The following is a 26590-nucleotide window of genomic DNA, read 5'->3' on the forward strand; positions in this document are numbered from 1 at the left end:
TACTAAATAGTTAAAAGCTTATAACACTAAAACATCCGGTTGATTTCCCTATAAAATAGATACCAGTATAATAAATAAGGGGTGAAAACATGTTAAGCGCAAAGCGCGAAGTGTGGCTTGATGCGGCAAAAGGATTTGGGATGATCCTCGTTGTTGCAGGCCATGCTTATAATCATAATAATTTAATAACCTACATTTATTGGTTCCATATGCCTGCCTTCTTTCTATTTAGCGGCTATGTATCAAAGCCAGTAGAACAGTGGTCACAAATAGGATCCTATTTGAAAAAACGAGTGCATAGTCTCCTCGTCCCGTATGCAGCATATTTAGGACTATTCACAATGATTCGCTATCTAGGAGAAATCATGCACGGCAATCTTTCTTGGCATTGGTATATGAAAGACATAGGAGATTTACTGTTTGGCGGAAGATTTATTACGAGTTACTATGGAGTGTTTTGGTTTATAACCTGTCTCTTTTTCACACAAGTTTTATTTCAAATCATGTTCCTGATTCTAAAAAAAACAAAGACTCGTTTGTTATGCATTTTATTTCTCTATGTAATTTCTCATATCGAAGGGTGGTATGTAAGTACATTGGAAGGTTCAGAGCCCTCCTTGCATGTACATATCCCTTGGAACATAGATGCATCTCTGTTAGCCCTCTGTTATTACAGTATAGGATACTATACTAAAACGTACCTAAAGCAAATTCCTGTCTTGCTTACGGGTGTTTGTGTTCTGCTAACAGCTGGATGTATTACACTTCAAGAGTTTGATTTATTAGACTATCATCTCAGTATGAAGTATCTAACCTATGATTATCATACTCTTGATTTATTAATTCCCTTTATTATGATAGTTTCATATTGCGGTATATTCCAGCTAATTAAATCCGCAAAAATCTTATCCCTCCTTTCCTTTATTAACCATAGAGGGTTAGCTATTATGTATATGCACATAGGGGTTAACAAAATCCTCCTTCAATTTACAGACTATGGGAATGTAATATATACCATTGCAGGAGTAACCATTCCCCTCCTCATTTCTAAATTCATTATAGAAAAGAGATATGAAATTGGAAGAGCTTTATCAAGTTCTCTGCAAGCTCCATATAAACCCTCCAGAAAATTGTATATAGATTAAAACACCGTTCAAAATTTGAGCGGTGTTTTCTATAATTATGAATTACTTGTTGATAAAGAAAATGATTGTCAGTTTACATAATTTTTACAATACGGTTAGCGTTTAGTTGATGCTGCATATGTTTTTTTGAAGCAACATAGTTTTGGATACTAATCTATACCTTTTTCTGATAAATAGATTTTTCCAAAAAAGAATAAGGAGGAAAACAATGAATCCTTTTTTAAGAAAAAAGTCCATTGAGCAATTGCAGCAAGAAAGCATTACAAACACGGGGCTTCAGCGAGTCTTGGGATTATGGCATCTTACGGCTATCGGTTTAGGCGGTATTATTGGTGTAGGTATTTTCGTGCTAACAGGGGTCGCAGCTGCTGAACATGCAGGGCCGGCAGTTCTCTTATCGTTTATTATTGCAGGGATTGCTAGTGCGGCAGCCGCATTATGCTATGCGGAATTTGCCGGTTTAATACCCGTGGCAGGCAGTGCGTACACCTACAGTTATGCTGTATTAGGAGAAGCTGCTGCTTGGTTGATTGGCTGGGATTTATTACTAGAGTACACATTGGTCGTTGCAGTGGTAGCCATTGGATGGTCGGGCTACATGCAGGAAATTCTGCAACAAATTGGAATTTATCTCCCGGTATGGGCGCAAGGTGCTCCAGGAACAGGCGCCGGCCACAAAGTAGATCTCATTGCGCTAATAGTCAGTCTATCCATTGCTGGATTGCTTACATTCGGCATAAAATGGGGAGCTAAATTCAATAATCTGATGGTTATTATTAAACTAAGTATTATTCTAGTCGTAATTGCAGCAGGGAGTTTTCATGTTCATTCAGCAAACTGGCACCCTTTTATGCCTTTTGGTTTTCAAGGCGTAATGAGCGGAGCTGCCCTAGTATTTTTCGCTGTTTTTGGTTATGATACCTTAACTACAGCAGCAGAGGAAGCCAAAAATCCGCAACGCGATTTGCCTAGAGCTGTTCTCCTATCATTAACCATTGCTCTATGTCTTTATATTGGTATGTCTCTTGTCATTACAGGGATGGCTCCTTATCAAACACTCAACAATGCAGCACCAGTAGCAAAGGCTTTTACCCATGTTGGATTGAAATGGATTGCTTTAATTGTTTCAGGTGCCGCTATTGCAGGGATTCTATCTGTGTTATTTTCCTTTATGCTAGCCGGTTCGCGCATCTGGTTCTCTATGAGCCGAGATGGCTTGCTGCCAAAATGGTTTGCAAAATTGCATTCTTCGTATCAAACACCGTATCGTCCAACTTTAATCATCGGGGTAATTACCGCACTAGTCTCAGGCTTTACTCCTATTCATGAAGTAGCTGAGTTGGTTAACATTGGAACTCTGGCCGCATTCATCCTGATTTGTTCGTCCATCATAGTGCTGCGCAAAAAGCAGCCTAATCTCGAAAGAAGGTTTAAAACACCATTTGTTCCGCTCATCCCTCTCATTGGAGTTGGTTTTTCTATCTATCTTATTATAAGTTTACCTGCAATTACATGGATTCGTTTTGGAATTTGGATGATTGGAGGATTTGTAATTTATTTATTCTACGGTAAAAGAAAGAGCAAGCTAGCAAAAAAATAATACGGCTAATATTGTAAGAGGCTGCTTCCAAAGTATAAAACACATACTTTGGAAGCAGCCTCTTTCGATTGTTTTATTTAACTAATACCTATAGGTTAATAGGAATAGAAACTTCTAGATTACAAACAAGGTCATTGCTGTCTACAGCAGGCTTTTGGTTATATTCAGCTTGTATGCTCGGCATGTTTTTCAATTGCAGTAATTGCTCAGAGGAATAATTCACAACCCCGAGTCCGATTTTCTCCCCATCAAGATGGATAATTTTCACAACCTCTCCTTTGTCGAAACGCCCCTTGATATGATGAATATTTGCCAGGAGTAAGCTTCCCCTCTTTTCAACAATTGAAATCTTTCCTCCCTCATCTACAACAATCTCTCCCCGAGGACCTGAATTGAAAGCAATCCACTGTTTTTTTGGATTCAGATTGATTCTTCTATCATTCGCTTCAAAATAAGTCCCTTTTGCTTTTTGGTGCACAGCATCGCGTAAAATATTAGGGGTGCCTGCTTTCCCCAGAAAAGCTGGAATACCGGCTGCCATAGCAATTTTGAATGCATCAATTTTTGATTTCATTCCCCCCGTTCCAACAGAGCTTCCAGAGCCTCCAGCGGCCGCTTCTATTTTCGGGGTGATTTCATGAACACGTTCTAATCGCTCGGCATGCTTCTTTTTCCGGGGATCTGCATTATAAAGACCATCAATATCTGATAAAATAATTAACATATCTGCCTCTACAAGCGCAGCTACCTTAGCAGAAAGGGTATCGTTATCTCCAAACTTCAAACGATTTACTGTTACCGTATCGTTTTCATTGATGATAGGGACAATTCCGCGTTCAAGCAGGACGTTCATGGTATTTCTTGCATTGTTATAACGATTTTCATCGGAAAAGTCATCTCGAGTAATTAGGATTTGAGAGGCAACATAGCCGTGGGATAGGAAAAGCTCTGAGTAAACCTTCATCAAAAGACTTTGGCCGATTGAGGCAGCAGCTTGTTTTTCTGATAATGCGCTTGGGCGTTCGAGAAAGCCAAGCTTTCGATATCCAGCTGCAACAGCCCCGGATGAAACGAGAAGAACTTCATATCCTTCATCTTTTAACTGAATAATTTCATCAACTAATCTTTCTAATTTCCTATGACTAATCTCACCGCGAAGGCTTGTAAGTGAGCTGCTGCCAATTTTAATCACAACTCGCTTCTGGAGATTGAAATTCATCTAATCCCTCCTATTTTACTTACACATCCAAAGTCTTCTCGCTAATCTCTTTTGAGCGTTTTGCTGCTCCTGCTACTGCTTGAAAAATAGCTTCCCCGCCGCCATACCTTTCTAGTGCCTCCAATCCAGCTGCTGTCGTGCCATTAGGAGATGTTACTTTTTCTCTTAGTTCAGCCGGAGATTCATCCTGCTGCATAATCATCTTGGCTGCACCAAGAATTGTTTGTGCACAGATTTGCCTCACTGTCTCGATATCCAGCCCCCCATCTTTTCCCGCCTTTTCAATGTGTTCCATGAAGTAATAAAAATAGGCAGGACCACTACCGGCAATACCTGTAAAGATATCCATTTTATCTTCATCAATCTGGTAAACCGCTCCTATACAGCTTAACAATTCTTTAGCTATCGCTACTGCATCTGTACTCGTATGTTTCCCTGGGCAGATGGCTGTTGCCGATTCTCCAATCATGCTGGACGTATTGGGCATGACTCGGACAACCTGCTGACCTTTCTGAAGATTTTTCTCGATACAGGGAGTTGAAATTCCTGCTAAAACAGAAAGAACAAGTTGATGAGGTTTTAATTTTTCTCTTATGAATTGTAAAGCTTCATGCACATCTTTTGGTTTCATGGCTAAAATTAAAATATCGATATGCTGAAAGTCTAGATCATCTCTCCCAATGCCCTTGACGCCATATCTTACTTGAAACTCCCGTAATCGCTCTTGATTGCTTCTGTTGGTAACAATTATTTGATTACAGGGGATTTTTCCAGTATTCACAATCCCTGAAATCATGGCCTCTGCCATGGAACCTGCTCCTAAAAAAGCGATAGTTTGATGCTTTAGCATACCATTCCTCCTCTACTTATATTTCAAGGACAATTTGCAATAGACGTACGTTATGTTCTAATCAACTATTCTCTTTGCGATGTAATGGAAATTATTGGAGAGCCCCTACATTAAGTATAAAAACTAAACACTTATGCAACAACGGCTTTAACGTTCTTCTTATCAAAATGTAATATAGCTAACGATTTGCAATCCAATCGTATTCTTTATTATCTAAAGATCATGAATTAATCCGTAATACTCTTTATTCCTCACTTCAAACACATACGGGCCTGACTAGGCTTCTCCTGTTGCACGCCTCACCACAAGAACCGAAGGAAGAATTTCTTTCGTAATTTCGTTAAAGAAAAAGGACGTTCACTATCACTAGCAAACGTCCCTCAGCAGTCTATTCAACTAACATCTTTAAAAACTTCCTATATTCATTAAGCAGACTTCGCCTGCTGATACTGTTGATCATTGTCAATTAGTTGTTTTTTTGGTTTTGAGAATCCAATGATAGCTGCTGTGACGATGGCACCAGATAAGATTGCTACTAAATACAGCAATGGATTTCCAATAACAACTGGGAGTACAAACATTCCACCGTGCGGGGCAGGCAATGCGATTTTAAAGACCATTGATAATGCTCCCGCTGTCGCTGAACCAATTACACATGCTGGAATAACGCGAGTTGGATCTGCTGCAGCAAACGGAATGGCACCTTCTGTAATAAATGATGCTCCCATAATGTAGCATGTTTTGCCTGAATCACGCTCGTCCTTTGTAAATTTGCTTCGGAAGAATGTAGTAGCAAGGGCAACTCCAAGCGGCGGCACCATACCGCCGGCCATAATAGCCGCATGAGGGGCGTAGTTCCCTGCATCAATCATAGCAATCCCAAATGTAAGTGCAGCTTTATTAATAGGACCGCCCATATCAATTGACATCATACCGCCAAGGATGATACCGAGCAGCAGCATATTTCCTGTTCCTAGGTCTGCCAGCCAAGCTGTTAATGCATCATTTATAAATTTCACCGGTCCAATAACGACATACATCATAATAAGGCCTGTAAGCAGCACACCAAATAACGGGTATAGGAGTACCGGCTTAATTCCGTCTAATGATTGCGGAAGACTACGGAAAACTTTCTTCAGCCCAAGCACAATATAGCCGCCAAGGAAACCGGCAATTAATCCTCCCAGGAATCCTGCCCCGCCTGTAGAAGCCATAAGACCGCCAACCATACCTGCGACAAAACCAGGACGATCTGCAATACTCATTGCGATAAATCCAGCTAACACCGGAACCATTAATGCGAATGCATTCTTGCTGCCAATTGTCATAAACGCTTCTGCAATTGGGTTATACGAAGGATCTTTCGGATCTGATGCATGAATGCCAAAAAGAAAGGAGATAGCAATTAAAATCCCGCCCCCTACAACAAAAGGGAGCATATTGGATACACCGCTCATTAAATGCTTATAAAAGCCGCGTCTTTCTTTTGTACCTCCTTCCGTCGATTGGTTCGCTTGTGAATTCGAATACCCTTGATAAACAGGCGCATCCTGCTTCAAGGCTTGTTCAATAAGTTCCTGCGGACGGCGAATGCCTTGCGCAACCGGTACTTGAATCACATGCTTTCCTTTGAAACGAGCCATTTCTACTTGCTTATCGGCTGCAACGATAATGGCCGTTGCCCGCTCAATTTCGTCAGCTGTCAGCTTGTTTTTCACACCGCTTGAACCGTTGGTTTCCACCTTCAAATTAACGTTCATTTCTTTTGCTTTTGCTTTTAAGCTATCAGCTGCCATATACGTATGTGCAATTCCAGTCGGACAAGCTGTAACAGCAAGGATGAACTCATCGTTCCCTTCCTCAATTGCTTCCTCTTCCGCCTCCTCACCTTCGCTTTCTTTCGCATCAATGACCTTGACGATATCATCAATAGTTTCTGCCGCAAGAAGCGTCTTACGGAAATCTGTATCCATTAGAAGCATCGATAAACGAGAAAGTGTTTCTAAATGAGCATTATTCGCGCCTTCACTTGCTGCGATCATAAAAAACAAGTGTGCTGGCTGGCCATCAAGAGATTCATAGTCAATTCCGCTGATAGAACGACCAAATGCAATAGCTGGTGTTTTAACAGCGCTTGTTTTCGCATGCGGAATCGCAATTCCTTCACCAATCCCTGTCGTACTTTGCGATTCACGCTTTAAGATTGCTTCTTTAAAACCTTCGCGGCTTTCTAGGCGCCCTGCTTCATTCAATTTTGTCACAAGCTCATCAATCACATCTGCTTTTGATGAACTTTGCAAATCTAGAATAATTGTATCCTTCTTCAATAATTCAGTAATCTTCACGTCGATGTCCTCCTATCCTACTTTTTTTATTTCCACTTCTGGCATGAGACGTTCCACTTCCTCTTGTGTGCACAGCTCCAGCGAGAATGCCGTCGCACTTCCAGAAGCAACTCCTACTCGAAATGCCTCAACTATGTCACAGCCCTTTACATACGCACTCAGAAATCCAGCAACAAGCGAATCCCCCGCGCCTACTGAATTTTTTACGATGCCTTTCGGTACGGAAGCTTGATATACTCCATCCTTCGTAATAAGAAGTGCACCTTTTCCTGCCATTGAAATGGCTACATGCTCAGCACCAAGTTCAAGCAGCTTTTGGCCGTAAGGAATCGCCTCTTCTGGCGTCTCGATTGTAACGTCAAACATCTCACCTAATTCATGATGGTTCGGCTTAATGAAAAACGGTTCTTGTTTCACAACATCAAGGAGAGCTTTGCCGCTCATATCAACAACTACCTTGACTCCTTTCCTTTTTACCAACTTCAAAAATGTTGCATACAAATCGTTTGGTAATGAACTTGGAATACTTCCAGCCAATACAAGAATATCTCCATCCTGCAAACCTTCAACTTGTGAAGCAAGCTCGCTGAATTGTTCCTCTGTAATCTTAGGTCCTTGGCCGTTAAGCTCTGTCTCTGATTCTGTTTTCAATTTAATATTGATGCGGGAATCGCTATTTACACGAATAAAGTTTGTAGAAATCCCTTCTTTTTTTAGAAAATCCTCTACATATGTACCTGTAAAACCGCCAACAAACCCGAGTGCCTGACTTTCAACTCCCGCACGCTTTAATACACGGGAAACATTAATGCCTTTCCCTCCAGGATACTTGTCCTCAAATGAGATCCGATTTAAATCGCCAAGCTGAAAGTCATTTACGTGTACGATGTAATCAACGGACGGATTTAATGTGCAAGTATAAATCATCATTTCACAACCTTTACTTTAATTTTTAATATAGCTTCCGCTTATCCCTACCATGCTTACTCTCTCATAACGGCTTAGTATATCAAGCTTCCTGTTTAGTAGAGAAAGGGTTTTGGATACTGTCATTCCGGTACTGAAGTACATGCAGTGACTTTTCCTACTATTTTTGTTAACTATTGAGCAATCACTCTTTGAACGTTTTTGGAGGATTCGTAATTGTAGTATTGAAGAATCATTGCAAATTCTCCTTAACAATCCATCCTTTAAAAAGCCTCATCATTCTCAATACTCATTCTTTTAATTGCTGTAGGAAACTAGATATTTCAATCATTTCTACTCCAAACTGCTTGCTCGCATAAATAAAATCCTATACTTGCATTGCAATGGAAACAATGTCATTTAGAGGTAATTTTATCGCGAAAAACTATAAAAAACAACAATTTCTTTCAAAAACAATCAAAATCTTTCAAAATCAACCAACACAAATCCGCTAGATAATGTGAAACTTGCAAATAAACATATGACTCAGCATGAGTTAGCGTAAGGGTAACATCCGATGATAGTCTGATGGTGCAGAAACAGGTGATTCGGGCAGTCGGATTCACCTATTCCACTGCAAAAACAAGATCACTTTTCGACATAAAAAAATTGTCTAAAGACTTTTTGCCCAAAGAAGGAATAGACGCGCTCATATTTCTTTTGTAGGCGTATGATATATGGTATTCGTCCAGAGTACTCTTTCTTACAAAAAACAAAAGTGAGGCGGTATTATTATGTATAGAGACCCAGATACACATACTTACGGAAATAACGCTCCGTATGGCAGCAACGTTCCCCACATGGAAAATGTTCCCCATATTCATCATGGTCATTTTGGTATGCCGGTTTATGGTTACGGACATTTAGCTGGTTGCTATGATGGATACGGCTGCCACGGTTATAGTCACTTCTTTGCACTTATAGTAGTGCTGTTTATCCTATTAATTATTATCGGTACTTGCAGCTTTGGTCATCACAGCAGCGAAGCCTGCTAACTAAGCAATACCCTATGGGCGTTTGCCCATAAAGACTCCTGCATTTTCATGCGGGAGTTTTTCCTTTCATTTATTTCATATGATGAATATTTCTAAAAGGGACAATACAATTTTTTTCTAGTTGATGCCCAGGATTTACAAGACTCCCTATTCGATGCTCTCACTCTCTTTTAGCACCTCTCCCATTTCCTTATTCCTCGCTTTATGTCTATAAAACAATTCTTTAAAATTCACTAAAATGCTAAAAAGTATAATACATACACTTTTTCTAAAAGAACAGGAGCCGTTATTTCATTATAAGGAGGGGTATGCATTGAGAAAGATTTGGCAGATTTACAAAACGGATTGGAACAACATCTTTAATGTCCCCGCTGTGGTTTTGTTGGCAGCAGCAGGTGCACAGACTGACACTACGGTAAATCAGGAGCAATTAACTCGTCTTCATGAAGAACTAGTGAACATTCACAGCAATATACAAGCAACCCGCGCTGTTCTTCAGCAGAAAGTAGACGAAGTGGTAAAGGGAATTAACGCGGCAGCAAATTTTGTGAAAAATGATTTACCTACCGTGGAACAAAAGACCCATACGGCCGCAGATTTTGTACGTAACGATTTGCCAAAGCTTGAAGAAGATATTCGAAGAACAGCAGACCTTGTTCAAACAAAGCTTCCTGAATTCGAAAATGCTGTCCATAAAGCAGCAGATTTAGCTCGAAACGATTTACCGAGTTTTGAAGAGAAAGTAAGAAATGCTGCCGATAAAATCCGCAGATTTCAGAACGCTGTAAACTTGAACGAATTGATTGAATTTCTAAAACATGACCCACAACAAGAAAGCAGCTTTTTAGCAAAGCCTGTCTTATTAGACATAAAGCGGATCTTCCCTATTCCAAATTACGGCTCTGCCATGACACCGTTTTATACCATGTTGGCATTGTGGGTGGGAGCAACTCTTCTCATATCCTCTCTGCGTGTAGACATCGAGAATCAGGAACACCTGTATAGAAGTTACCACATCTATTTCGGGAGACTATTGACGTTTCTTACCATCGGTGTCTTTCAAGCAGCTATTGTTACACTCGGAAATTTATTTTTTCTCCATACATATGCCGTGAACAAGCTCTGGTTTGTTTTGTTTAGCATTTTCATCAGTATGGTATTTGTCATCATCACATACACGTTATGCTCAGTGTTCGGCAATATAGGAAAGGGGTTAGCGATTATTTTTATGGTATTTCAAATGTCCAGCTCTGGCGCAACGTTTCCAGTCAGCATGACATCTCCTTTCTTTCAAAGGTTGAGTCCTTTCATGCCGTATACGTATGCGGTGAGCATGCTGCGCGAGGCAGTCGGCGGCATAATCAGTGAAGTCGTTATAAAAGATGCCTTAGCTCTTAGTGTTTTTGTGGTGATTTGTTTTGTTATAGCACTTGTATTAAAAAGGCCTCTAAACAAACGGATCCAGCAAACAGCAGAGAGAGCCAAATCGACTAAAATGGTTCCGTAGGTGCTCTATTGAACTACACCCCACCTACTCGCTAACGCTCCTTGAGGTGGGAGTCTTCTGTCGGAAAATGATAAAGAAAAGTACCCCTATCATATAGAGGTACTTTTAACATTCTGACCTATTTCGACACTGAAGTTAGAGCAACTTCAGGTGATGTTACCTTTTCATAAAAATCGACAAATTTGTCACGGTCGGCGCTATCACGGTAAGCCATGGCAACACGTGGATGTTCATTAAGCACACCAGAAATCATGTAAGGAATGATATAGCCCCACTCCCACTTTTGACGCATTTCCAGCATGTGCTTTTCAATTACGCCAAGAACTGGCTTAACCTCATAGCTTGGTTTTTGTATATAGCTAACGAGGAGCTCTGTGTTACAGTTACCAGCCGCACGACCCATGCCGTAAACAGACGAATCAAGGAATGTAACCCCATTTCGCATCGCAGTTAATGTATTGGCGAAAGCCAACTGCATATTGTTGTGCGTATGGATTCCAAGCTGTTTATTAGGGATCATCGCTTGGAATTTTTTTACTTGATGTTCAATATCCGCAGGATCTAAACTCCCAAAGGAGTCAACGATGTATACGACATCTACAGGACTTTTCTTTACCATTTCAAATGCTTCAATAAGCTGATGTTCAGGTACACTAGATAAAGCCATAATATTAAGTGAAGTCTCATAGCCCAAATCATGAAACATTTGTACAAGCTCTAAGCCTTTATCCACTTCGCGGATATAGCACGCTACTCGAATCATATCTAAAACACTTTGCTCGCGCGGCAGAATGTCATTTGGATCTACACGCCCAATATCTACTAGAGCAGATAGCTTCGTGAATTTTTTTTCAGGGATAATTTCTTTCAGGAAGTTATCATCAAGAAATCTCCATGGATTAGGCTCATTCGCTTTAAGAAGCTTAGCGGAATTTTTGTAGCCGATCTCCATATATTCAACACCAGCTTCACTTAGGCCATTATATAAGTCTTGAACAAATTCGACACTGAAATTCCAATTGTTCACCAATCCTCCATCACGAATGGTACAGTCTAAAATTTTGCTACGATGTTCCATGATAGTAACTTCCCCCTGTTTATCCTGCTTTTTTAGTACTATTATTTTTTAACTTCTATGCTTTTATGTACTAAAATTTCTTATATCATGATTCGTTTAAGGGTGTCAATCTATTTTCCAAAAATTTAGTTAATCAAAAGTAAACAAATTATATCAATTCAGCCTAAAGCAGTTTAAGCATAGAAAAAACTTGGTATAATAAGCTGCAGTTTTAGCTGATTCAGATTCAAACAAAGAAATTCGGCGGCAATATGATGCATTTTGCCGCCAACATACCTGCATATGCTTGAGCTTATCTTGAAAGGTTAGCCTGCAGGCGATTCACTTCAGCAATCACTTTCTCTTCATCTATCGTTAAACAGCAGCGGTCTTTTACAACCATCCTGCCATCAATGTACACATCGCATACATCACGTCCGCATGCTGCATAAAGCAAATGTGAATACGCCTCGCTAAGCGGTTGTAGATGCTCTTTGTCATACGGATAAATTGTAATAAAATCAGCCTTTTTAGCTGCCTCCAGAGAGCCTGTATAGCCCATGCCAATAGCTTCGGCTCCTACTCTCGTAGCTAAGGATAATGCCGTTCGGGCAGGAAGCTTAGTTGCATCTTTATAGATACCTTTTTGCAGCAGTGCAGCGGTTCTCACTTCCTCAAACATATCAAAGTTATTATTAGAGGCTACTCCGTCTGTTGCAACTCCTACTTTTATCCCGGCATCTAGAAGACGAACAATATCAGCGATTCCGGATCCCAGCTTTAAGTTGCTAGTTGGATTATGGGCAACTCGTACATCATACTGCTTCAATATCTCCCGCTCTTCATCATTGAGCACCACACCATGGGCTATTACGGCCGGCTGATTAAAAAGCCCTAAACGACGAAGGTGTTCGACGGGACGAACCCCATAACGTTTTTCAATATCTAAAACTTCAAAATCCGTTTCTGAAACATGAATGTGCACCATTAAATCATTCTCTTTAGCAATCCGTGCACTTTCAACAAGAGCTTCCGGCGTGCAAGCATACGGGCTGTGAGGTGCTACCATCGTTGTTAGACGGCCATCTGCAGCCATTTTATAATTTTTAGCAAAACGCTCAGCGCCCATGAGGTTTGCTTTCTGTTCTTGTTCCGTACCTAAGCTGAAAATCGTATAAGAAAAGGCTCCACGAATCCCGGTTTCCCCAATCGTCTGTATTACAGCATCAGGATCTATGCCATTGGGATTAAACATATCTGAGAATGTAGTTGTTCCGGATTTTAACATCTCTAAAATACCAAGCTGGGTACTTACAGAAGCAATTTCCGTTGTAAACTGGGCTTCAATCGGCCATATTTTAGTTTCTAGCCAAGGCTTCAATAGCATATCATCTCCGATGCCGCGCAAAAGAGTCATTACTATATGTGAATGGGCATTTACCATTCCTGGCAGGACCCATTTTCCGCCAAGATCAACAACCTTGTCTGCCTCTATCAGCAACTCTTTAGAATGCGAGCCTATGTAAGTGATGAATTGATCCTCCACAATCATCATGCCATTTTCAAAGATTTGATTTTCCTTATCCATGGTAAAAAAAGTAGCGTTCACATAAGCTATATTCAATACTATCTCCTCCCAAATCACTTCATAATAATTAATCTATTTTCCCCTGTTCCTTTCTAAAATAGACGGCATACTCGTCTTAACTAAAATATTTTGGCCCTTTTCTAAACAATTGTTGCTGTAGGAATAAAAGAACGTGTTTCGATACAAGCAAGAGGCTATCCGCCTCTTGCAGCCGATCTCTCATTTCTGACTTCCCATCTCTTCCCGCAGTACTGTGTACGTGCTGCTGGGCAAAAGGCAAAAGCAACAATATGTGAGAAAACAGCTAATATTTTTCACGACAGAAACACCTGGTCCTCTTCCTCATCGGGAATCAACATTACACAATGAATCATGTAAGTCCCCCTGCTTTTAGTTACCCTTTCAACATAAAAACACCTGTTTGAGGAACAGGTAAAAAGCAACCTATAAAATACAAGTTTCCTCTATGTGAATAACTACAGTAATTCATCATTTGTGCAGCTTATGGGAATAAAGCAGGACTGCCTTATCTTCTGTACAATGACTAAAGGGAAGAAACATGTGAGAAATCCTGACAAACAATGATACATTATGCAAGATTAGTAGTATGATGAATTCATAAATCATGCACGACGAAAGGAGCCAACTAACATGAGACTTTTGATAAATGCCTTCAAGAAGAATGCCTTATGTGCGCTTGAACTCACTTATTTATATATGGTATTTTTTTTCGTAGAATTACAAACTACTATCAAAATCCCCTTAAAAACAAAACCACGGTCCTTGCAACAGTAGTAATCAATTAATAATCCGATTCACCTGGCTTTTTTAAACAAATTTTCATGATTACTTCCATACAATTGTGGTTAGCAAAAATAACTTGTCTCTGATACGGTCTTTATATATTATAAATTAAACTAATTATACTAAATAAAAGGATATTAGGGGCGAAACCATTGTTTTGGTACGCCCCTAATTTTATTTTTCAATCTCGCTTTCAATTTCTCGAATGTCATTTGAATTTACACGCTCAATATCTGCTAGAGCGGATATCTATTTCGGTCTGTTTTATTTTTATATCTTTTTAACAAATTCAGATTTTAATTTCATAGCGCCAAAACCATCAATTTTGCAATCAATATCATGGTCTCCATCAACCAAGCGTATATTTTTCACTTTTGTACCTATTTTTATAACTGATGAAGTTCCTTTTACTTTAAGGTCTTTGATTACTGTTACAGAATCGCCATCGTTTAAGACATTTCCATTTGCATCTTTGATAATCTTTTTATCCTCACTGTTTTCAGCCTCTAGTTCTAAAGTCCACTCATGAGCACATTCCGGGCAAACCAAAAAGCTCCCATCCTCATAAGTGTATTCTGAATTACATTTTGGGCAATTTGGCAAATTAGACATAATTCCATTTCCTCCATTTATTCCTGTCAATTGTAATTATGTAACAATTGTTTTCAATTTTCTTTTTATAGCTTCTTAAGAATAGCCATTAATAACTTGAAATTTATCAAAGATCTATCGATAATTCCTTATATAATGTCATATTCTTCTCATATTGGCAAGCCTTCCTCAAAAGCTCTCCTTAAAAACCGCTATGAATTACCTAAAGACGATGGTTTTGTAAGTTTGGTTTTTCTACTATTGTTATTATCCACTGTTAAATTTATTATCAATTCTATTACTTCTTTAGTGTAAAAGTCCCCTTTTAACTAGCAACTTTTTGGGTTGCGAAAATAACGAAAAACCAACCCCGATTTTGGAGCTGGCTGATATAAAATTCGGAAGCGGAAGTTGATATAGCAATCAACATAATTCATCCTATTCATACAATATATATAAATATTTAACAATTTACTAAAAGATGAATTTTCCTGCTGCAACTAAAGCAGCAATTTGTGCAGCAACTTTGATAAAATCTACAAAGAATCCATTCCATCCCATGTTTTTTTTTACTGAAGCTTCTATTTCATCTAATTGTTTTTGAATCATATCTAGTTTATACAGTGTAGTTTCTTTTTGTACCATAAGAGCATTAATTTCCTTATTTTTCTCGTCCATGTTTTGTTCTAAGTTCTTTATTTTTTCTTCTAAAATATCAAGATTACTCATCTTGTTTCACTTCTCTTAATCTCCATAACGAAAGAACTGCAATAGCAAAATAGACACCTATCCCTGTGCTGAGAGGTTGTTTAGATAAAATAAAACCTGCTGTCATTAGACCATATAAAAAAGTTGAGGCTAGTAATGAGAATCTACGAAGCCATATTTGTCCTTCAATAAGACCTAATACTAAAGAAATAGAGATTAAAATAAAAATGCTTCCCCAAGGCCCTTCATCTGCAACCTTTTGAAAGGTATAAAATAGTTCGGGTCGATCTTCAAACAATTTGTCATTTAAGAGAAGAGCTATTGCCCACCATCCTGTAATAATAGTTAAAAATAACTCGATAACAGGAACTTGTTTTTTCATGAAATATCCTCGTTTCTAAGATAGTTTAAGTATTTCTTTTTTGATAGATTTGTTTTATTTATACACAATATATTCATAATCATATATAATTGATACCATTTATTTGATAAAAGACTATAAATTGAAAGGACTTCGGAAGTAATGAATGAGGAAATAGTGTAAGCGACCTTGTGATGCCTAAGAGGATGATTGAGGTCGCTTACTGTTGTTTTGTACGCTTTTCCAATCAGGTTAACGTAACATTCGGAAGCGGGAGTTAAATTGCTGTACGAGTTAACAAAATATTTTCTATACCTTTAACACTATCAGCAATACATGTAGGATTGGACTGCTTTAATTCTTCTAATGAACCATAGCCATATGTAACTGCAATAGAATCAATACCCGTATTGTTTGCACCAATTACATCGTGCTTACGATCACCAATCATAACGAAGTCGCTATGTTTATATTCGTGATATTTATCAAGTATGTACTGAATGATTTCGGTTTTTGAGCTCCTGGTTCCATCAAGATTACTCCCCACCACAAGGTCAAAATAACGGTCTATGTTAAAGTATTCTAATATCTTTTCTGAGAACACAGTAGGCTTAGAAGTTGCTACGACTAAGATATATCCCTGCTTTTTCAAGGTATCTAAGAGTGAAGGAATATCAGCATATAATTGATTCTCGAACATCCCTTCTTTTTTAAACCTTTCTCTGTAAAAAACAACTGCTTGTTTTACCTCTTTCGTATTGAAGCCGCAATACATAGCAAATGATTCTTGTAATGGCGGTCCAATGAAACAATTAAGTTTATTAAGGCTAGGCTCTAGAATACCCATCTTCTCAAGTGCAAATTGAACTGATTTGGTTATCCCTATCTTAGGATCAGACAGTGTCCCATCCAAATCAAATAAGATTATCTTATACTCTTTCAAACGAATCTCCCTTTCTGCATGCAATATTTATCCTATCTCATCTCATAGTATCATACTGGATACTTATTGATTATTTTCAAATCTCTTCCTGTACACCTTATTGAAGTACCCTCGTAATTACAAATAAGCGGATAGATAAATCAATTCCCTAGGTATATTTCTATGCAAATCGGTAATCCTTATTAATGTTTTCTAGGATCAGTAAAAATACATAGAACAAGAGGAGAGCAATAGCAGATGAAACTTTTATATAGGGTGCAAAAGAGAGAGTTGAAAAAAAAGGTTCTGCAGAAAGAAAAGCTGCGGGTGGAATGGTATATACAACGCATTTATCATGAATTTGGAATAGAGATCAAGTATATTAATTGGATTTCATTGTCAGAAGACGATGCAAAAAATCTGTATACCTTCTATAAACAAAAAGAGAAATGAACGCAATTAGAAAAAGTGTAGAAAAAGCCAGAAAAACAGTTCTAGTACAAAGATAATGTTTTAGAAATATACCACTTCCATATCCTTTCCATCAGAGAACCTTTTTTTGGCTTTTTCTGCCACTAACACGAAATATAGTTAAGGCTACTGTGTTAATACGATCTAAACTCTACATATGCCGGATTGGCAGAGCACCACTGATTGCCCCCAAGGTTATACCAGCCTTTTGTTTCAGCATATACCTTATAAGTCTCGCTTTTGTGCATCACACGGATAATACTGTACTGCATACCAGGACCACTGCGCAAATTCAAATCAACAAGTAATTTAATTTCTCCAATAACTTGTGAAGATGGAGTCAAGGATACATATGCCGGATTGGCGGAACACCATTGGTCGCCGCCAAGATTATACCAGCCATTTACTTCAGCATATACCTTATAAGCCTCGTTTTTGCGCATCACACGGATAATACTGTACTGCATACCAGGACCACTGCGCAAATTCAAATCAACAAGCAATTTAATTTCTCCAGTTACCTTTTTCATGACTTGTAAGGACACGTATGCTGGATTGGCAGAGCACCATTGGTCACCGCCAAGGTTATACCAGCCATTTACTTCGCTTCCGTATACCTTCCATTGGGAGCCTTTTGGAAGCTGACGCAATACAGGATAGGACATACCTGGCCCTTTTCGTAAATTTAATGCTTCTGTTATAACAGTAACAACTCCTGTAACAGTAGGAGCAGGCTGTTTGTTATCATATTCATATAGACGATAACGCTCAATTAGTTGAATAAGAAGATCTCTATAGCTTGGATCATTTGTATAACCGTCATCTTGTATTTTTTGGCATGCACGTTTATAATCAGTTTCCCCAATTAAGTTTTGATATCGTTTGGACTGAACGAGAAATTGTGTATGATCTTCTAAGCTTTCCTCCCAGGAATGATACTTTCGGAACACAGCGGTTGTTCTATAGGGATTTCCATTTTGATCATGCTCTGTTGTTTCCAGAGTAATACTCCCCGCTGGTCCTGTCCCTTTTATGCCAAACAAATTATTTCCTTTCGCAGCAAGCTCTGATTTTCCCCAACCGCTCTCTAAAATAGCTTGCGCGATAGTTAAAGATGCCAGAATTTTCATAGATTGCATACCAGCTACTGCATACGGAGCAATTTTATCTATAAATTGTTGTGTATCCATAGTTCACCTCGTAAGTTATTAATTTTGTGATGAAATACTAATAGCCATATCTTTCTCTTATTAATTTATGTACAAGCTCCTTATCTGATTGGACAGCTATTATATGTACTTAAAGCTTTTTGACTTTAATAATCTCCTTGAGCTGTTGACAAACTAAACAGCACCTTTCAAAGTACATATACAGAAAAAAAGACAACCGCTACATGTTGTAGAAAGTTGTCTTTTTTGATTTGTCGTGTAAGATTGCGCTGTATTCCGCTTGCTTTTAAATCATGGAGCATCGTTTTGCTTCTTAAAAAAACGGTCAAATGAATCTGCAAGGTTCTTCAAAGAGGATTGTAAGGAATGTGAGTCAACTTCCTTCAACCAAGTTAACTCTTTCGGGCAAATCTGATAGAAACGCAAGGCACCGTATCTAGTAATTTCCTGTTTGGCGCAATAAATATTCATTTCCAGCATATCAATAGTACAGTACCATTATTTTTATTTGCAGCGTTCAAGCTATGAGGAGGCAATACTATGGAATTTGCAGACAAACAGGAAGAGCAAGTACAAACCCTGAACCACGTAATTAATGCAATGACGCAACGGCTCCATGTTCTCCAGGAGTGCGGGGATCACAGAGCCGTATTTCAACGTGTCTACCTCCTAATGACACAGGAGATGCAACGGCGCCTTACATCTGGCTTTTTTCGGGATCCAGCTTGGATGGAGCGAGTTCTGGTTCGTTTCGCTCGATACTATTTTAATGCTATAGACGCGTATGAAGCAGGGCAATCTTGTCCGCCGGCGTGGGATCTGGCCTTTCGTCTGGCTGTTACAAAACAAGGTTTTGTCTTGCAAGATGCATTACTCGGCATTAACGCTCATATCAACAACGATCTGCCAATGGTTCTGTATACGATTCTTGATGAGGACAATGCATGGCCTGATGCTCGGATTATGCTGTATCGCCGCCAAGATCATGAAAAAATCAACACCATACTGGCTAATCTGATGGATTTGGTTCAAGACGAACTGGCGTTTCATCATGCCCGCTTCATCCGCGCCATTGACCATATAATGGGACGCAGGGACGAATCATTCTCTCAGTTTATTCTAACCCACTGTAGAACCAATGTGTGGTACAATACCGAGCTGTTACTTGACGCTCCTGATGAAGAACAGCGGAACATTCATCGGCAGCGAATTGAACATGATGCCTATACTATCGGGCTGCAGATTGCCCACCCGCGTGCCTTTCGATTAATAAAGAGCCTTGCTCCATTTACCAGGCAGAATCGTTGGCTCTAACATAAGGCGTCTCAGAGGCACAAACCTGTTTTAGGAGAGTACAGCTCTACACGCTTCCTGCTTTGAGCAAGAAGCACGCAAAGCCAAAAGAACTATAAATTGAAGTTTTCCTTATTTCATGTATTATTCTAAGGTAAATTTGTTTCACCCATTAAATATCTATCACATTCTCTTGCAGCCTCTCTACCTTCATTTATAGCCCAGACAATCAGACTTTGACCTCGACGTATATCACCGGCAGCAAAAACCCCTTCAATATTTGTTTTATATTCTCCATACTCAGCCTTTACATTTGAACGTTCATCTGTTTCAACATTAATTTTTTGAAGGAGGTCTTGTTCTGGACCACTAAATCCGATCGCAAGTAACACTAACTGAGCGGGCCAGATTTTTTCTGTACCTGGAATCTCTTTTCGAATCTGTTGGCCATTTTCATCAGTTATGGTTTCAACATTAATGGTATGAACCTCTTTAACATGACCGCTTTCATCGCCTACAAATTTTTTCGTCATCACAGCATAGGCTCGAGGATCTTCTCCGAAGACAGCTGCCGCTTCCTTTTGACCATATTCAACCCGATGAATTACCGGCCATTGCGGCCATGGATTATCATCAGCCCGAACTTCACCCTTTTTTTCATAAATATCAAACTGTGTTAAGCTTTTGCATTTATGTCTGATAGAAGTAGCCAAACAATCTACACCTGTATCCCCACCGCCGATAACAATCACATCTTTATCCTTTGCCGATATATAATGACCGTCCTCCAGATTAGAATCCAATAAACTTTTTGTGTTTGCATGAAGAAAGTCCATAGCATAATGGATCCCCTTTAGCTCTCTCCCTTCTACATCTAAATCACGAGGCTTTGTTGCACCGCTGCAAAGAACGATCGCATCGAATTCTGATTGCAGCGAAGAAATTGGATAATCCTTGCCCACTTCTGTATTTGTGATAAACGCAATTCCCTCTTCTTTAAGTAAATTTACTCTTCTCTCAACAACAGAATAAGGAAGTTTCATTTCAGGTATCCCATACGTTAAAAGACCTCCAACACGATCATGGCGTTCAAAAACAGTAACAAGGTGTCCTGCTTTATTAAGCTGTGCAGCACAAGCCAAGCCTGCTGGACCAGAACCAACAACTGCCACTTTTTTATCAGTTCGGGTTTTAGGAGGTTCCGATTTCACCCATCCTTCCTTAAATCCTTTATTAATAATTTCTAGCTCTATTGATCGGATTGCAACCGGCGGCTCATTAATTCCAAGTACGCAAGCTCCTTCACACGGGGCTGGACAAGCCAACCCTGTAAATTCAGGAAAGTTATTCATTTTATGTTCTCGTTTCAGCGCTTCTTCCCATTGGCCTTGAAAAACTAAATCATTCCACTCCGGTATTAAATGATGGACGGGACAACCAGAAGTCATCCCGTTTATTAGTGTACCTGTATGACAAGTTGGAATCCCGCAATCCATGCAACGAGCACCTTGTTGTTTCAATTCATTTTCTTCAAGAGGTAACGTATAAACATCCCAATCATCCGTTCGTGTTACAGGGTCACGTTCAGGCCTTGATTGACGTTCATAATCCATAAAACCAGTTGGTTTTCCCATCGTTCACCCTCCATCTTTTATCGAATTCACTGCTTTTTTGCTTTCTTCAAATGCGAGGAGTGCTGCTTTGTGTTCACTCAGCCCGCTTTCTTGCAGGTATTTAATTCTCTCTTTCATCTCTAAATAATCTTTCGGAATAACCCGTATAAAACTCCCGCTCATCTCTTCCCAGTTATCCAGTACTCTCTTCCCATACGGACTATTCGTATAACGAACATGATTGTCAATCAATTGATAGACTGTTTGGAGTTCTGCCCTATCTTGAATCGAATCTAGATACACTTGTTCCTGATTACATTTCACTCGAAAATCCTTTGTGGCGTCCAATACATACGCAACTCCACCCGACATACCAGCTGCGAAATTTTTTCCTGTCGATCCCAATACAATGACTATTCCACCTGTCATGTACTCACAACCGTGATCCCCGACACCTTCTACGACAACATTTGCACCACTGTTCCTCACACAAAAACGTTCTCCTGCAATTCCATTAATATAAGCTTCTCCTGCAGTTGCCCCGTAAAATGAAACATTTCCAACAATGATATTTTTTTCCGGGATAAACGTGCTCTTTCGAGAAGGGTGAACGATAATTTTCCCGCCTGATAATCCCTTTCCGATAAAATCATTCGCATCTCCAACAAGCGTCATTGTTAAACCAGGTGGAATAAATGCACCAAAGCTTTGCCCTGCGGAACCTTTAAAAGTTAGCCGGATGGTATCCTCAGGCAGCCCCTTTGCACCATACCGTTTTGTAATTTCACTGCCTAGCATTGTCCCCGCAACTCGATTAATGTTCCGAATCGATAAGGTCGCCTCTACTGGTTGTTGGTTTTCAATCGCTTCTTTACATAAAGGAATTAATTCTTGTTTGTCTAATGTTTTATCAAGTCCATGAACCTGTTCAACTGTTGCATACCGACTAACATTTTCGGGTACTTTTGGCTGATAAAGAAGAGCTGATAAATCAATCCCTTTTGTTTTCCAATGGTTAATGGCTTTATTCGCCTCTAAAACATCCGTCCGTCCTATCATTTCATTTATTGTCCGGAACCCGAGTTCTGCCATGAGCTCTCTCACTTCCATCGCAATAAACCTCATAAAGTTAACAACATGCCCAGGTTCGCCAGTAAATTTCTTCCGCAGCTCTGGGTTTTGTGTTGCAACACCTACCGGACACGTATCAAGGTGACAAACACGCATTAAGATACACCCTAATACAACTAATGGTGCAGTTGAAAAACCATATTCCTCCGCCCCAAGCAAAGCAGCAATCACAACATCCCGGCCTGTCATCAATTTCCCATCAGTCTCTACGACAATTCGGTCACGCAACCGATTCAAAAGCAATGTTTGATGTGTTTCTGCTAATCCTATTTCCCACGGTAATCCAGCATGCTTCAGGCTCGTCCTTGGTGCTGCTCCAGTTCCTCCGTCATATCCACTGATAAGAACAAGATCTGCTCTTCCTTTAGCGACACCAGCTGCAATTGTTCCCACGCCAACTTCTGATACTAGCTTGACACTAATCCTTGCATCGGGATTTGCATTTTTTAAGTTATGAATTAATTCGGCTAAATCTTCAATGGAATAAATATCGTGGTGCGGCGGTGGTGAAATCAATCCCACACCTGGTGTTGATCCTCTTACCTCTGCAATCCATGGATATACTTTTTTTCCTGGAAGATGTCCCCCTTCTCCTGGTTTAGCCCCTTGGGCCACTTTAATTTGGATTTCATCGGCGTTTACAAGATAATGACTCGTAACTCCGAATCGGCCAGAAGCAACTTGTTTAATAGCACTGCGCCGTAACTGTCCATTTGGATCAGGCGTAAATCGGCCAGGGTCTTCTCCCCCTTCGCCAGAATTACTTTTTGCACCAATTTTGTTCATTGCAATTGCAAGTGCTTCGTGGGCTTCGCCGCTTATTGAGCCGTAAGACATCGCTCCAGTTTTAAACCTTTTACAAATTTCTTCAATAGGTTCCACTTCATCCAGCGGTATCGCTTCTCGTTTTTTAAAAGATAGCATGCCACGAATGGATTGAAGATTGTGATTAGCATCTGTCAGTAATGTTGAATATTCTTTAAAAAGATTATAATTATTTGTTCGGCAAGCTTGTTGTAACAGATGAATTGTCCGAGGGTTGTATTGATGATCTTCCCCATCATAGCGCCACTGAAAATCATCACCGGATTCTAATGTTCTCTCTGCGCCTCTTGCCGGATCAAATGCCCTTTTATGTCTCATCATAACTTCCTCAGCAATTATATCTAACCCTATACCGCCTATTCGTGACGCTGTCCCAGTAAAGTATGTATCGATTACGTCCTTATCAATTCCGATCGCCTCAAAGATTTGTGCACCACGATAACTTTGGATGGTTGAAATCCCCATTTTCGATAATACTTTCAGGATGCCATCTGTTGCTGCCCTTCTGTATATTTCAATCGCATCCTCGACCCGGGTTTCGCGTATATCATCAATCTCAATTAATCCTAGCAGTGACTCAAATGCTAAATAAGGATGAATCGCTTCTGCCCCGAAACCAAGTAATGCCGCGAAATGATGAACCTCTCTAGGTTCTGCAGAATCAATGATGATGCTTACCTTCGCTCGTGTTCCATTTCGAATAAGGTGATGATGCAAACCAGATACCGCCAGAAGAGCCGGTAATGCTGCATTTTCAGCATTGACCCCACGATCAGATAAAACGAGTAAAGAAGCTCCATTCTCAATGGCAGTATCAGCTTTCATAAATAAGTCGTCTAAAATCTTTTCAAAATTAGGCGGTTTTGTTTCAACAGAAAATAGCATCGATAGCGTTTCACTCTTAAAGCTAGAATGATGAAGCTTTTCCAGCTGGCTACTCGTCAAAATGGGGGTCTGGAGCTGAATTTGTTTACAGCTCTCAGGCTCAGGCTTAATTAGGTTTTTTTCCGGCCCGATTGTTGTTACAACCGAAGTAATGATTTTCTCCCGAATCGCATCAATTGGCGGATTCGTTACTTGCGCAAAAAGCTGTTTAAAATAGTTATAAAGCAATTGTGGTTTTTTAGATAAAACAGCAAGGGGCGAATCATACCCCATAGAGCCAATGGGGTCTTTCCCATCTGTTACCATAGGCTTCAATATTTTATTGAGCTCCTCGTTTGTATACCCAAATGCAAGTTGTTGTTTCACTCGTTCATCTTTGGCAAAAACCTGTTTATGACTGCCCGTTTCAGGCAGGTCATCTATATGAACTAAATGCTCAGCTAACCAATCTTTATACGGCTGCTCAGACGATATTTTCCTTTTAATTTCCTCATCTGGAATAATTTCTCCCTTTTCTAAATCAACCAAGAGCATTTTTCCGGGATGGAGTCTGTCTTTATATTCAATATCCTCAGCAAAAATATCCAAAGCACCTACTTCAGACCCCAAAACGATCATGCCGTCTTTTGTTACATAATACCGGGCAGGCCGCAGCCCATTTCGGTCAAGGCACGCCCCTATTTGCCTCCCATTAGTAAATACAACGGCTGCTGGTCCATCCCACGGTTCCATTAAACAGCTATGAAATTCATAGAATGCTTTTTTTTCGTCATCCATTGTTGCATCATTAACCCATGGCTCGGGAATCATCATCATTGCTGTATGAGCTAGTGAACGTCCTGAAAGATGCAGAAATTCAAAACAATTATCAAACATCGAAGAGTCACTGCCATCCGTATCAATGACCGGAAATAGATGCTGAAAATCCTTATCACGAAATAACTCCGATTCACACAAAGCCTCTCTAGCCTGCATCCATTTCACGTTTCCTTTTATGGTATTGAATTCTCCATTGTGGATTGTAAACCGATTTGGATGAGATCTTTCCCAGCTTGGAAATGTATTCGTACTAAATCGCGAATGAACAAGAGCTAATGCTGACTTAAAATCACGATGATTGAGGTCAATATAAAAGGAATCGAGCTGCTCTGGAATTAACATCCCTTTATACACAATTGTTCTTGATGATAAACTACAAATATACATACCATCTCGATGTTCACTATCAGTGGGAGCTACTTCATTTTCTAACCGCTTTCTGATTACATACAACTTTCTTTCAAAATCACTTTGATCACTGAGGTCAAGAGAAGGAGCGATAAACATTTGACGAATAAACGGCTTTGATTTCTTTGCCATGTCACCGACAAAAGAATCATTAACTGGAACGGTCCTCCAGCCTAGAAAGGTCTGTCCTTCCTCTTCAATGACATTTTCAATTTGTTTTTGGGTCCTTTTCCTAATTTCTGGATCTTGCGGTAAAAAGACCATACCAATTCCATATCTCCCTTCCTCAGGGAGTTCAATATTTTCCTTTTCACATTGTTTCTCAAAAAAAGAATGTGGAATTTGAGTGAGAATACCTGCGCCATCTCCGGTACTAGTGTCTGCTGACTGTCCACCCCTGTGTTCTAAATTACATAAAATCGTTATAGCATGTTCAACAATGTCGTGTGATTTTTTTCCATTTATATTAGCGACCATTCCGATTCCGCAAGCTTCATGTTCATGTTCAGGCAGATATAAACCTTGCGCGCTCGGATACCTAGACTTTTTCATGACAACATCCCTTCTAAAAAAATTAGGCCTATTCCATGATGAAGCAGCACCAGCTATGTACAACTGTTCCAATGCCAATAATATACTTATTTATCTCCATCAGTACTGAAATCATGATGTTAGCGCTGACGCCTTTTACATAAAAATAGTGTATACATTCCAATTCCATTTAATCCTAATTGCGCCATTAATTATGAAAGCCAACTATACTATTGCCACTGCACCCAAAACTTTATTCTATTCATTGGAAGATGAAGAAGAATTATATAGTTATATAGAAGAAACCCACTATACCAACGTCACATTCGGTATAGTGGGTTCTAATTTTCCCGAGATAATTCAACTACAAAAAAGAGCATTCCTAGGCGAAAAGACTCATTACGTACTGTTACATATTTACCTTTTAGTGAATAGCACTCCACATGTCAAATGCAGAAACATTCATTTTAGTATAGGAAAATAACCACATTATTTAAATTAAGGAGAAATCAGGAATATCCTTACCAACTCAGGGTTCATATACTGAGTACAAATAAATGAAGAAGAAATATAGTTAGGTAGCGAAGTGTTCCGAAGCGGCTGCACATATACGCGTGGAAACAGTAAAATGTTTTACTTCAGGCCGGGACATGAGAAATATCCAACTTATTTGTAATAAAGACATTCAACGTGTAATTGTGAATGCGGTGAAATGTGTCCAGCCTGTGCATCGCAATCATCCAGTCCATGGAAACGCGCAACCATTAGAAAGATTACGGTAAAAGTA

The 26590-nt window shown here is 39.5% G+C and carries 19 protein-coding genes and 2 pseudogenes; 7 read left to right on the top strand and 14 right to left on the bottom strand.

Going from position 1 to position 26590, the window contains the following annotated elements:
* The first annotated feature begins 89 nt into the window (after positions 1–89).
* Both AC6HZ4_RS16005 and AC6HZ4_RS16010 read left to right on the top strand, forming a co-directional pair.
* Complete coding sequence (locus AC6HZ4_RS16005; protein ID WP_497490611.1) at positions 90–1145, top strand: acyltransferase family protein; 1056 nt, start codon at positions 90–92, stop codon at positions 1143–1145.
* 208 nt (positions 1146–1353) lie between these two features.
* On the top strand, positions 1354–2745 hold the full coding sequence (locus AC6HZ4_RS16010; protein WP_497490612.1) for an amino acid permease: 1392 nt from the start codon (positions 1354–1356) through the stop codon (positions 2743–2745).
* A gap of 88 nt (positions 2746–2833) precedes the next feature.
* Here AC6HZ4_RS16010 and proB read toward each other — a convergent pair whose 3' ends face one another.
* The 4 genes from proB to pfkB form a co-directional block, all read right to left on the bottom strand.
* Positions 2834–3964 (bottom strand): glutamate 5-kinase, encoded by a 1131-nt coding sequence (proB, locus tag AC6HZ4_RS16015; protein ID WP_497490613.1) that lies wholly within the window; start codon positions 3962–3964, stop codon positions 2834–2836.
* A gap of 19 nt (positions 3965–3983) precedes the next feature.
* A complete protein-coding gene (proC, locus tag AC6HZ4_RS16020; protein WP_497490614.1) occupies positions 3984–4814 on the bottom strand; it encodes a pyrroline-5-carboxylate reductase in 831 nt (276 codons plus the stop codon).
* Between the two features lie 425 nt (positions 4815–5239).
* Positions 5240–7159, bottom strand: a complete 1920-nt coding sequence (locus AC6HZ4_RS16025; protein ID WP_497490615.1) for a PTS fructose transporter subunit IIABC — start codon at positions 7157–7159, stop codon at positions 5240–5242.
* Positions 7160–7171: 12 nt separating this feature from the next.
* Positions 7172–8086, bottom strand: a complete 915-nt coding sequence (pfkB, locus tag AC6HZ4_RS16030) for a 1-phosphofructokinase (protein WP_497495735.1) — start codon at positions 8084–8086, stop codon at positions 7172–7174.
* 878 nt (positions 8087–8964) lie between these two features.
* Between pfkB and AC6HZ4_RS16035 the strand changes: the two genes are divergently transcribed.
* Positions 8965–9120 (top strand): YjcZ family sporulation protein, encoded by a 156-nt coding sequence (locus tag AC6HZ4_RS16035; protein WP_497495736.1) that lies wholly within the window; start codon positions 8965–8967, stop codon positions 9118–9120.
* A 313-nt stretch (positions 9121–9433) separates the two neighbouring features.
* A complete protein-coding gene (locus AC6HZ4_RS16040; protein ID WP_497490616.1) occupies positions 9434–10627 on the top strand; it encodes a YhgE/Pip family protein in 1194 nt (397 codons plus the stop codon).
* 118 nt (positions 10628–10745) lie between these two features.
* On the opposite strand, the gene AC6HZ4_RS16045 is transcribed toward AC6HZ4_RS16040, so the two are convergent.
* The 6 genes from AC6HZ4_RS16045 to AC6HZ4_RS16070 form a co-directional block, all read right to left on the bottom strand.
* Positions 10746–11705: an aldolase catalytic domain-containing protein gene (locus AC6HZ4_RS16045; RefSeq protein ID WP_497490617.1), complete on the bottom strand. Its 960-nt coding sequence runs from the start codon at positions 11703–11705 to the stop codon at positions 10746–10748.
* Positions 11706–11997: 292 nt separating this feature from the next.
* Complete coding sequence (locus AC6HZ4_RS16050; RefSeq protein ID WP_497495737.1) at positions 11998–13272, bottom strand: amidohydrolase family protein; 1275 nt, start codon at positions 13270–13272, stop codon at positions 11998–12000.
* A 1074-nt stretch (positions 13273–14346) separates the two neighbouring features.
* A complete protein-coding gene (locus AC6HZ4_RS16055) occupies positions 14347–14688 on the bottom strand; it encodes a zinc ribbon domain-containing protein YjdM (protein WP_497490619.1) in 342 nt (113 codons plus the stop codon).
* A gap of 453 nt (positions 14689–15141) precedes the next feature.
* Positions 15142–15396, bottom strand: coding sequence for a hypothetical protein (locus AC6HZ4_RS16060; RefSeq protein ID WP_497490620.1), 255 nt, complete (start codon positions 15394–15396; stop codon positions 15142–15144).
* Positions 15389–15757, bottom strand: coding sequence for a hypothetical protein (locus AC6HZ4_RS16065; RefSeq protein WP_497490621.1), 369 nt, complete (start codon positions 15755–15757; stop codon positions 15389–15391). The genes AC6HZ4_RS16060 and AC6HZ4_RS16065 overlap by 8 nt, the downstream gene beginning before the upstream one ends.
* A 256-nt stretch (positions 15758–16013) precedes the next feature.
* Positions 16014–16679 (bottom strand): HAD family hydrolase, encoded by a 666-nt coding sequence (locus AC6HZ4_RS16070; RefSeq protein WP_497490622.1) that lies wholly within the window; start codon positions 16677–16679, stop codon positions 16014–16016.
* Between the two features lie 237 nt (positions 16680–16916).
* Between AC6HZ4_RS16070 and AC6HZ4_RS16075 the strand changes: the two genes are divergently transcribed.
* The gene (locus AC6HZ4_RS16075) at positions 16917–17111 is read left to right on the top strand and encodes a hypothetical protein (protein ID WP_497490624.1); all 195 of its coding nucleotides are present in this window, start codon (positions 16917–16919) and stop codon (positions 17109–17111) included.
* A 152-nt stretch (positions 17112–17263) separates the two neighbouring features.
* On the opposite strand, the gene AC6HZ4_RS16080 is transcribed toward AC6HZ4_RS16075, so the two are convergent.
* Together AC6HZ4_RS16080 and AC6HZ4_RS16085 are read right to left on the bottom strand one after the other, a co-directional pair.
* Positions 17264–18319 (bottom strand): glucosaminidase domain-containing protein, encoded by a 1056-nt coding sequence (locus tag AC6HZ4_RS16080; protein ID WP_497490626.1) that lies wholly within the window; start codon positions 18317–18319, stop codon positions 17264–17266.
* A 273-nt stretch (positions 18320–18592) separates the two neighbouring features.
* Positions 18593–18700: pseudogene (locus AC6HZ4_RS16085) on the bottom strand (helix-turn-helix domain-containing protein); the annotation flags it as partial.
* A gap of 138 nt (positions 18701–18838) precedes the next feature.
* On the opposite strand from AC6HZ4_RS16085, the gene AC6HZ4_RS16090 reads away from it, so the two are divergent.
* The gene (locus AC6HZ4_RS16090) at positions 18839–19612 is read left to right on the top strand and encodes a DUF5995 family protein (RefSeq protein WP_497490627.1); all 774 of its coding nucleotides are present in this window, start codon (positions 18839–18841) and stop codon (positions 19610–19612) included.
* A gap of 128 nt (positions 19613–19740) precedes the next feature.
* On the opposite strand, the gene AC6HZ4_RS16095 is transcribed toward AC6HZ4_RS16090, so the two are convergent.
* Both AC6HZ4_RS16095 and gltB read right to left on the bottom strand, forming a co-directional pair.
* On the bottom strand, positions 19741–21225 hold the full coding sequence (locus AC6HZ4_RS16095) for a glutamate synthase subunit beta (protein ID WP_497490629.1): 1485 nt from the start codon (positions 21223–21225) through the stop codon (positions 19741–19743).
* Between the two features lie 3 nt (positions 21226–21228).
* The gene (gene gltB, locus AC6HZ4_RS16100) at positions 21229–25824 is read right to left on the bottom strand and encodes a glutamate synthase large subunit (protein ID WP_497490630.1); all 4596 of its coding nucleotides are present in this window, start codon (positions 25822–25824) and stop codon (positions 21229–21231) included.
* Positions 25825–26380: 556 nt separating this feature from the next.
* Between gltB and AC6HZ4_RS16105 the strand changes: the two are divergent.
* Positions 26381–26585: pseudogene (locus tag AC6HZ4_RS16105) on the top strand (ThuA domain-containing protein); the annotation flags it as partial.
* Between the last annotated feature and the right edge of the window lie 5 nt (positions 26586–26590).

Source organism: Ectobacillus sp. OTK (assembly GCF_059698935.1).

Coding starts and splice junctions, on each gene's coding strand:
- AC6HZ4_RS16035 (WP_497495736.1), top strand. CDS start 8,965: ATGCCGGTTTATGGTTACGGACATTTAGCTGGTTGCTATGATGGATAC.
- AC6HZ4_RS16065 (WP_497490621.1), bottom strand. CDS start 15,757: ATGAAAAAACAAGTTCCTGTTATCGAGTTATTTTTAACTATTATTACA.
- AC6HZ4_RS16095 (WP_497490629.1), bottom strand. CDS start 21,225: ATGGGAAAACCAACTGGTTTTATGGATTATGAACGTCAATCAAGGCCT.
- AC6HZ4_RS16010 (WP_497490612.1), top strand. CDS start 1,354: ATGAATCCTTTTTTAAGAAAAAAGTCCATTGAGCAATTGCAGCAAGAA.
- proB (WP_497490613.1), bottom strand. CDS start 3,964: ATGAATTTCAATCTCCAGAAGCGAGTTGTGATTAAAATTGGCAGCAGC.
- AC6HZ4_RS16080 (WP_497490626.1), bottom strand. CDS start 18,319: ATGGATACACAACAATTTATAGATAAAATTGCTCCGTATGCAGTAGCT.
- proC (WP_497490614.1), bottom strand. CDS start 4,814: ATGCTAAAGCATCAAACTATCGCTTTTTTAGGAGCAGGTTCCATGGCA.
- AC6HZ4_RS16090 (WP_497490627.1), top strand. CDS start 18,839: ATGGAATTTGCAGACAAACAGGAAGAGCAAGTACAAACCCTGAACCAC.
- AC6HZ4_RS16005 (WP_497490611.1), top strand. CDS start 90: ATGTTAAGCGCAAAGCGCGAAGTGTGGCTTGATGCGGCAAAAGGATTT.
- AC6HZ4_RS16075 (WP_497490624.1), top strand. CDS start 16,917: ATGAAACTTTTATATAGGGTGCAAAAGAGAGAGTTGAAAAAAAAGGTT.
- AC6HZ4_RS16055 (WP_497490619.1), bottom strand. CDS start 14,688: ATGTCTAATTTGCCAAATTGCCCAAAATGTAATTCAGAATACACTTAT.
- AC6HZ4_RS16050 (WP_497495737.1), bottom strand. CDS start 13,272: ATGGATAAGGAAAATCAAATCTTTGAAAATGGCATGATGATTGTGGAG.
- gltB (WP_497490630.1), bottom strand. CDS start 25,824: ATGAAAAAGTCTAGGTATCCGAGCGCGCAAGGTTTATATCTGCCTGAA.
- AC6HZ4_RS16045 (WP_497490617.1), bottom strand. CDS start 11,705: ATGGAACATCGTAGCAAAATTTTAGACTGTACCATTCGTGATGGAGGA.
- AC6HZ4_RS16060 (WP_497490620.1), bottom strand. CDS start 15,396: ATGAGTAATCTTGATATTTTAGAAGAAAAAATAAAGAACTTAGAACAA.
- pfkB (WP_497495735.1), bottom strand. CDS start 8,086: ATGATTTATACTTGCACATTAAATCCGTCCGTTGATTACATCGTACAC.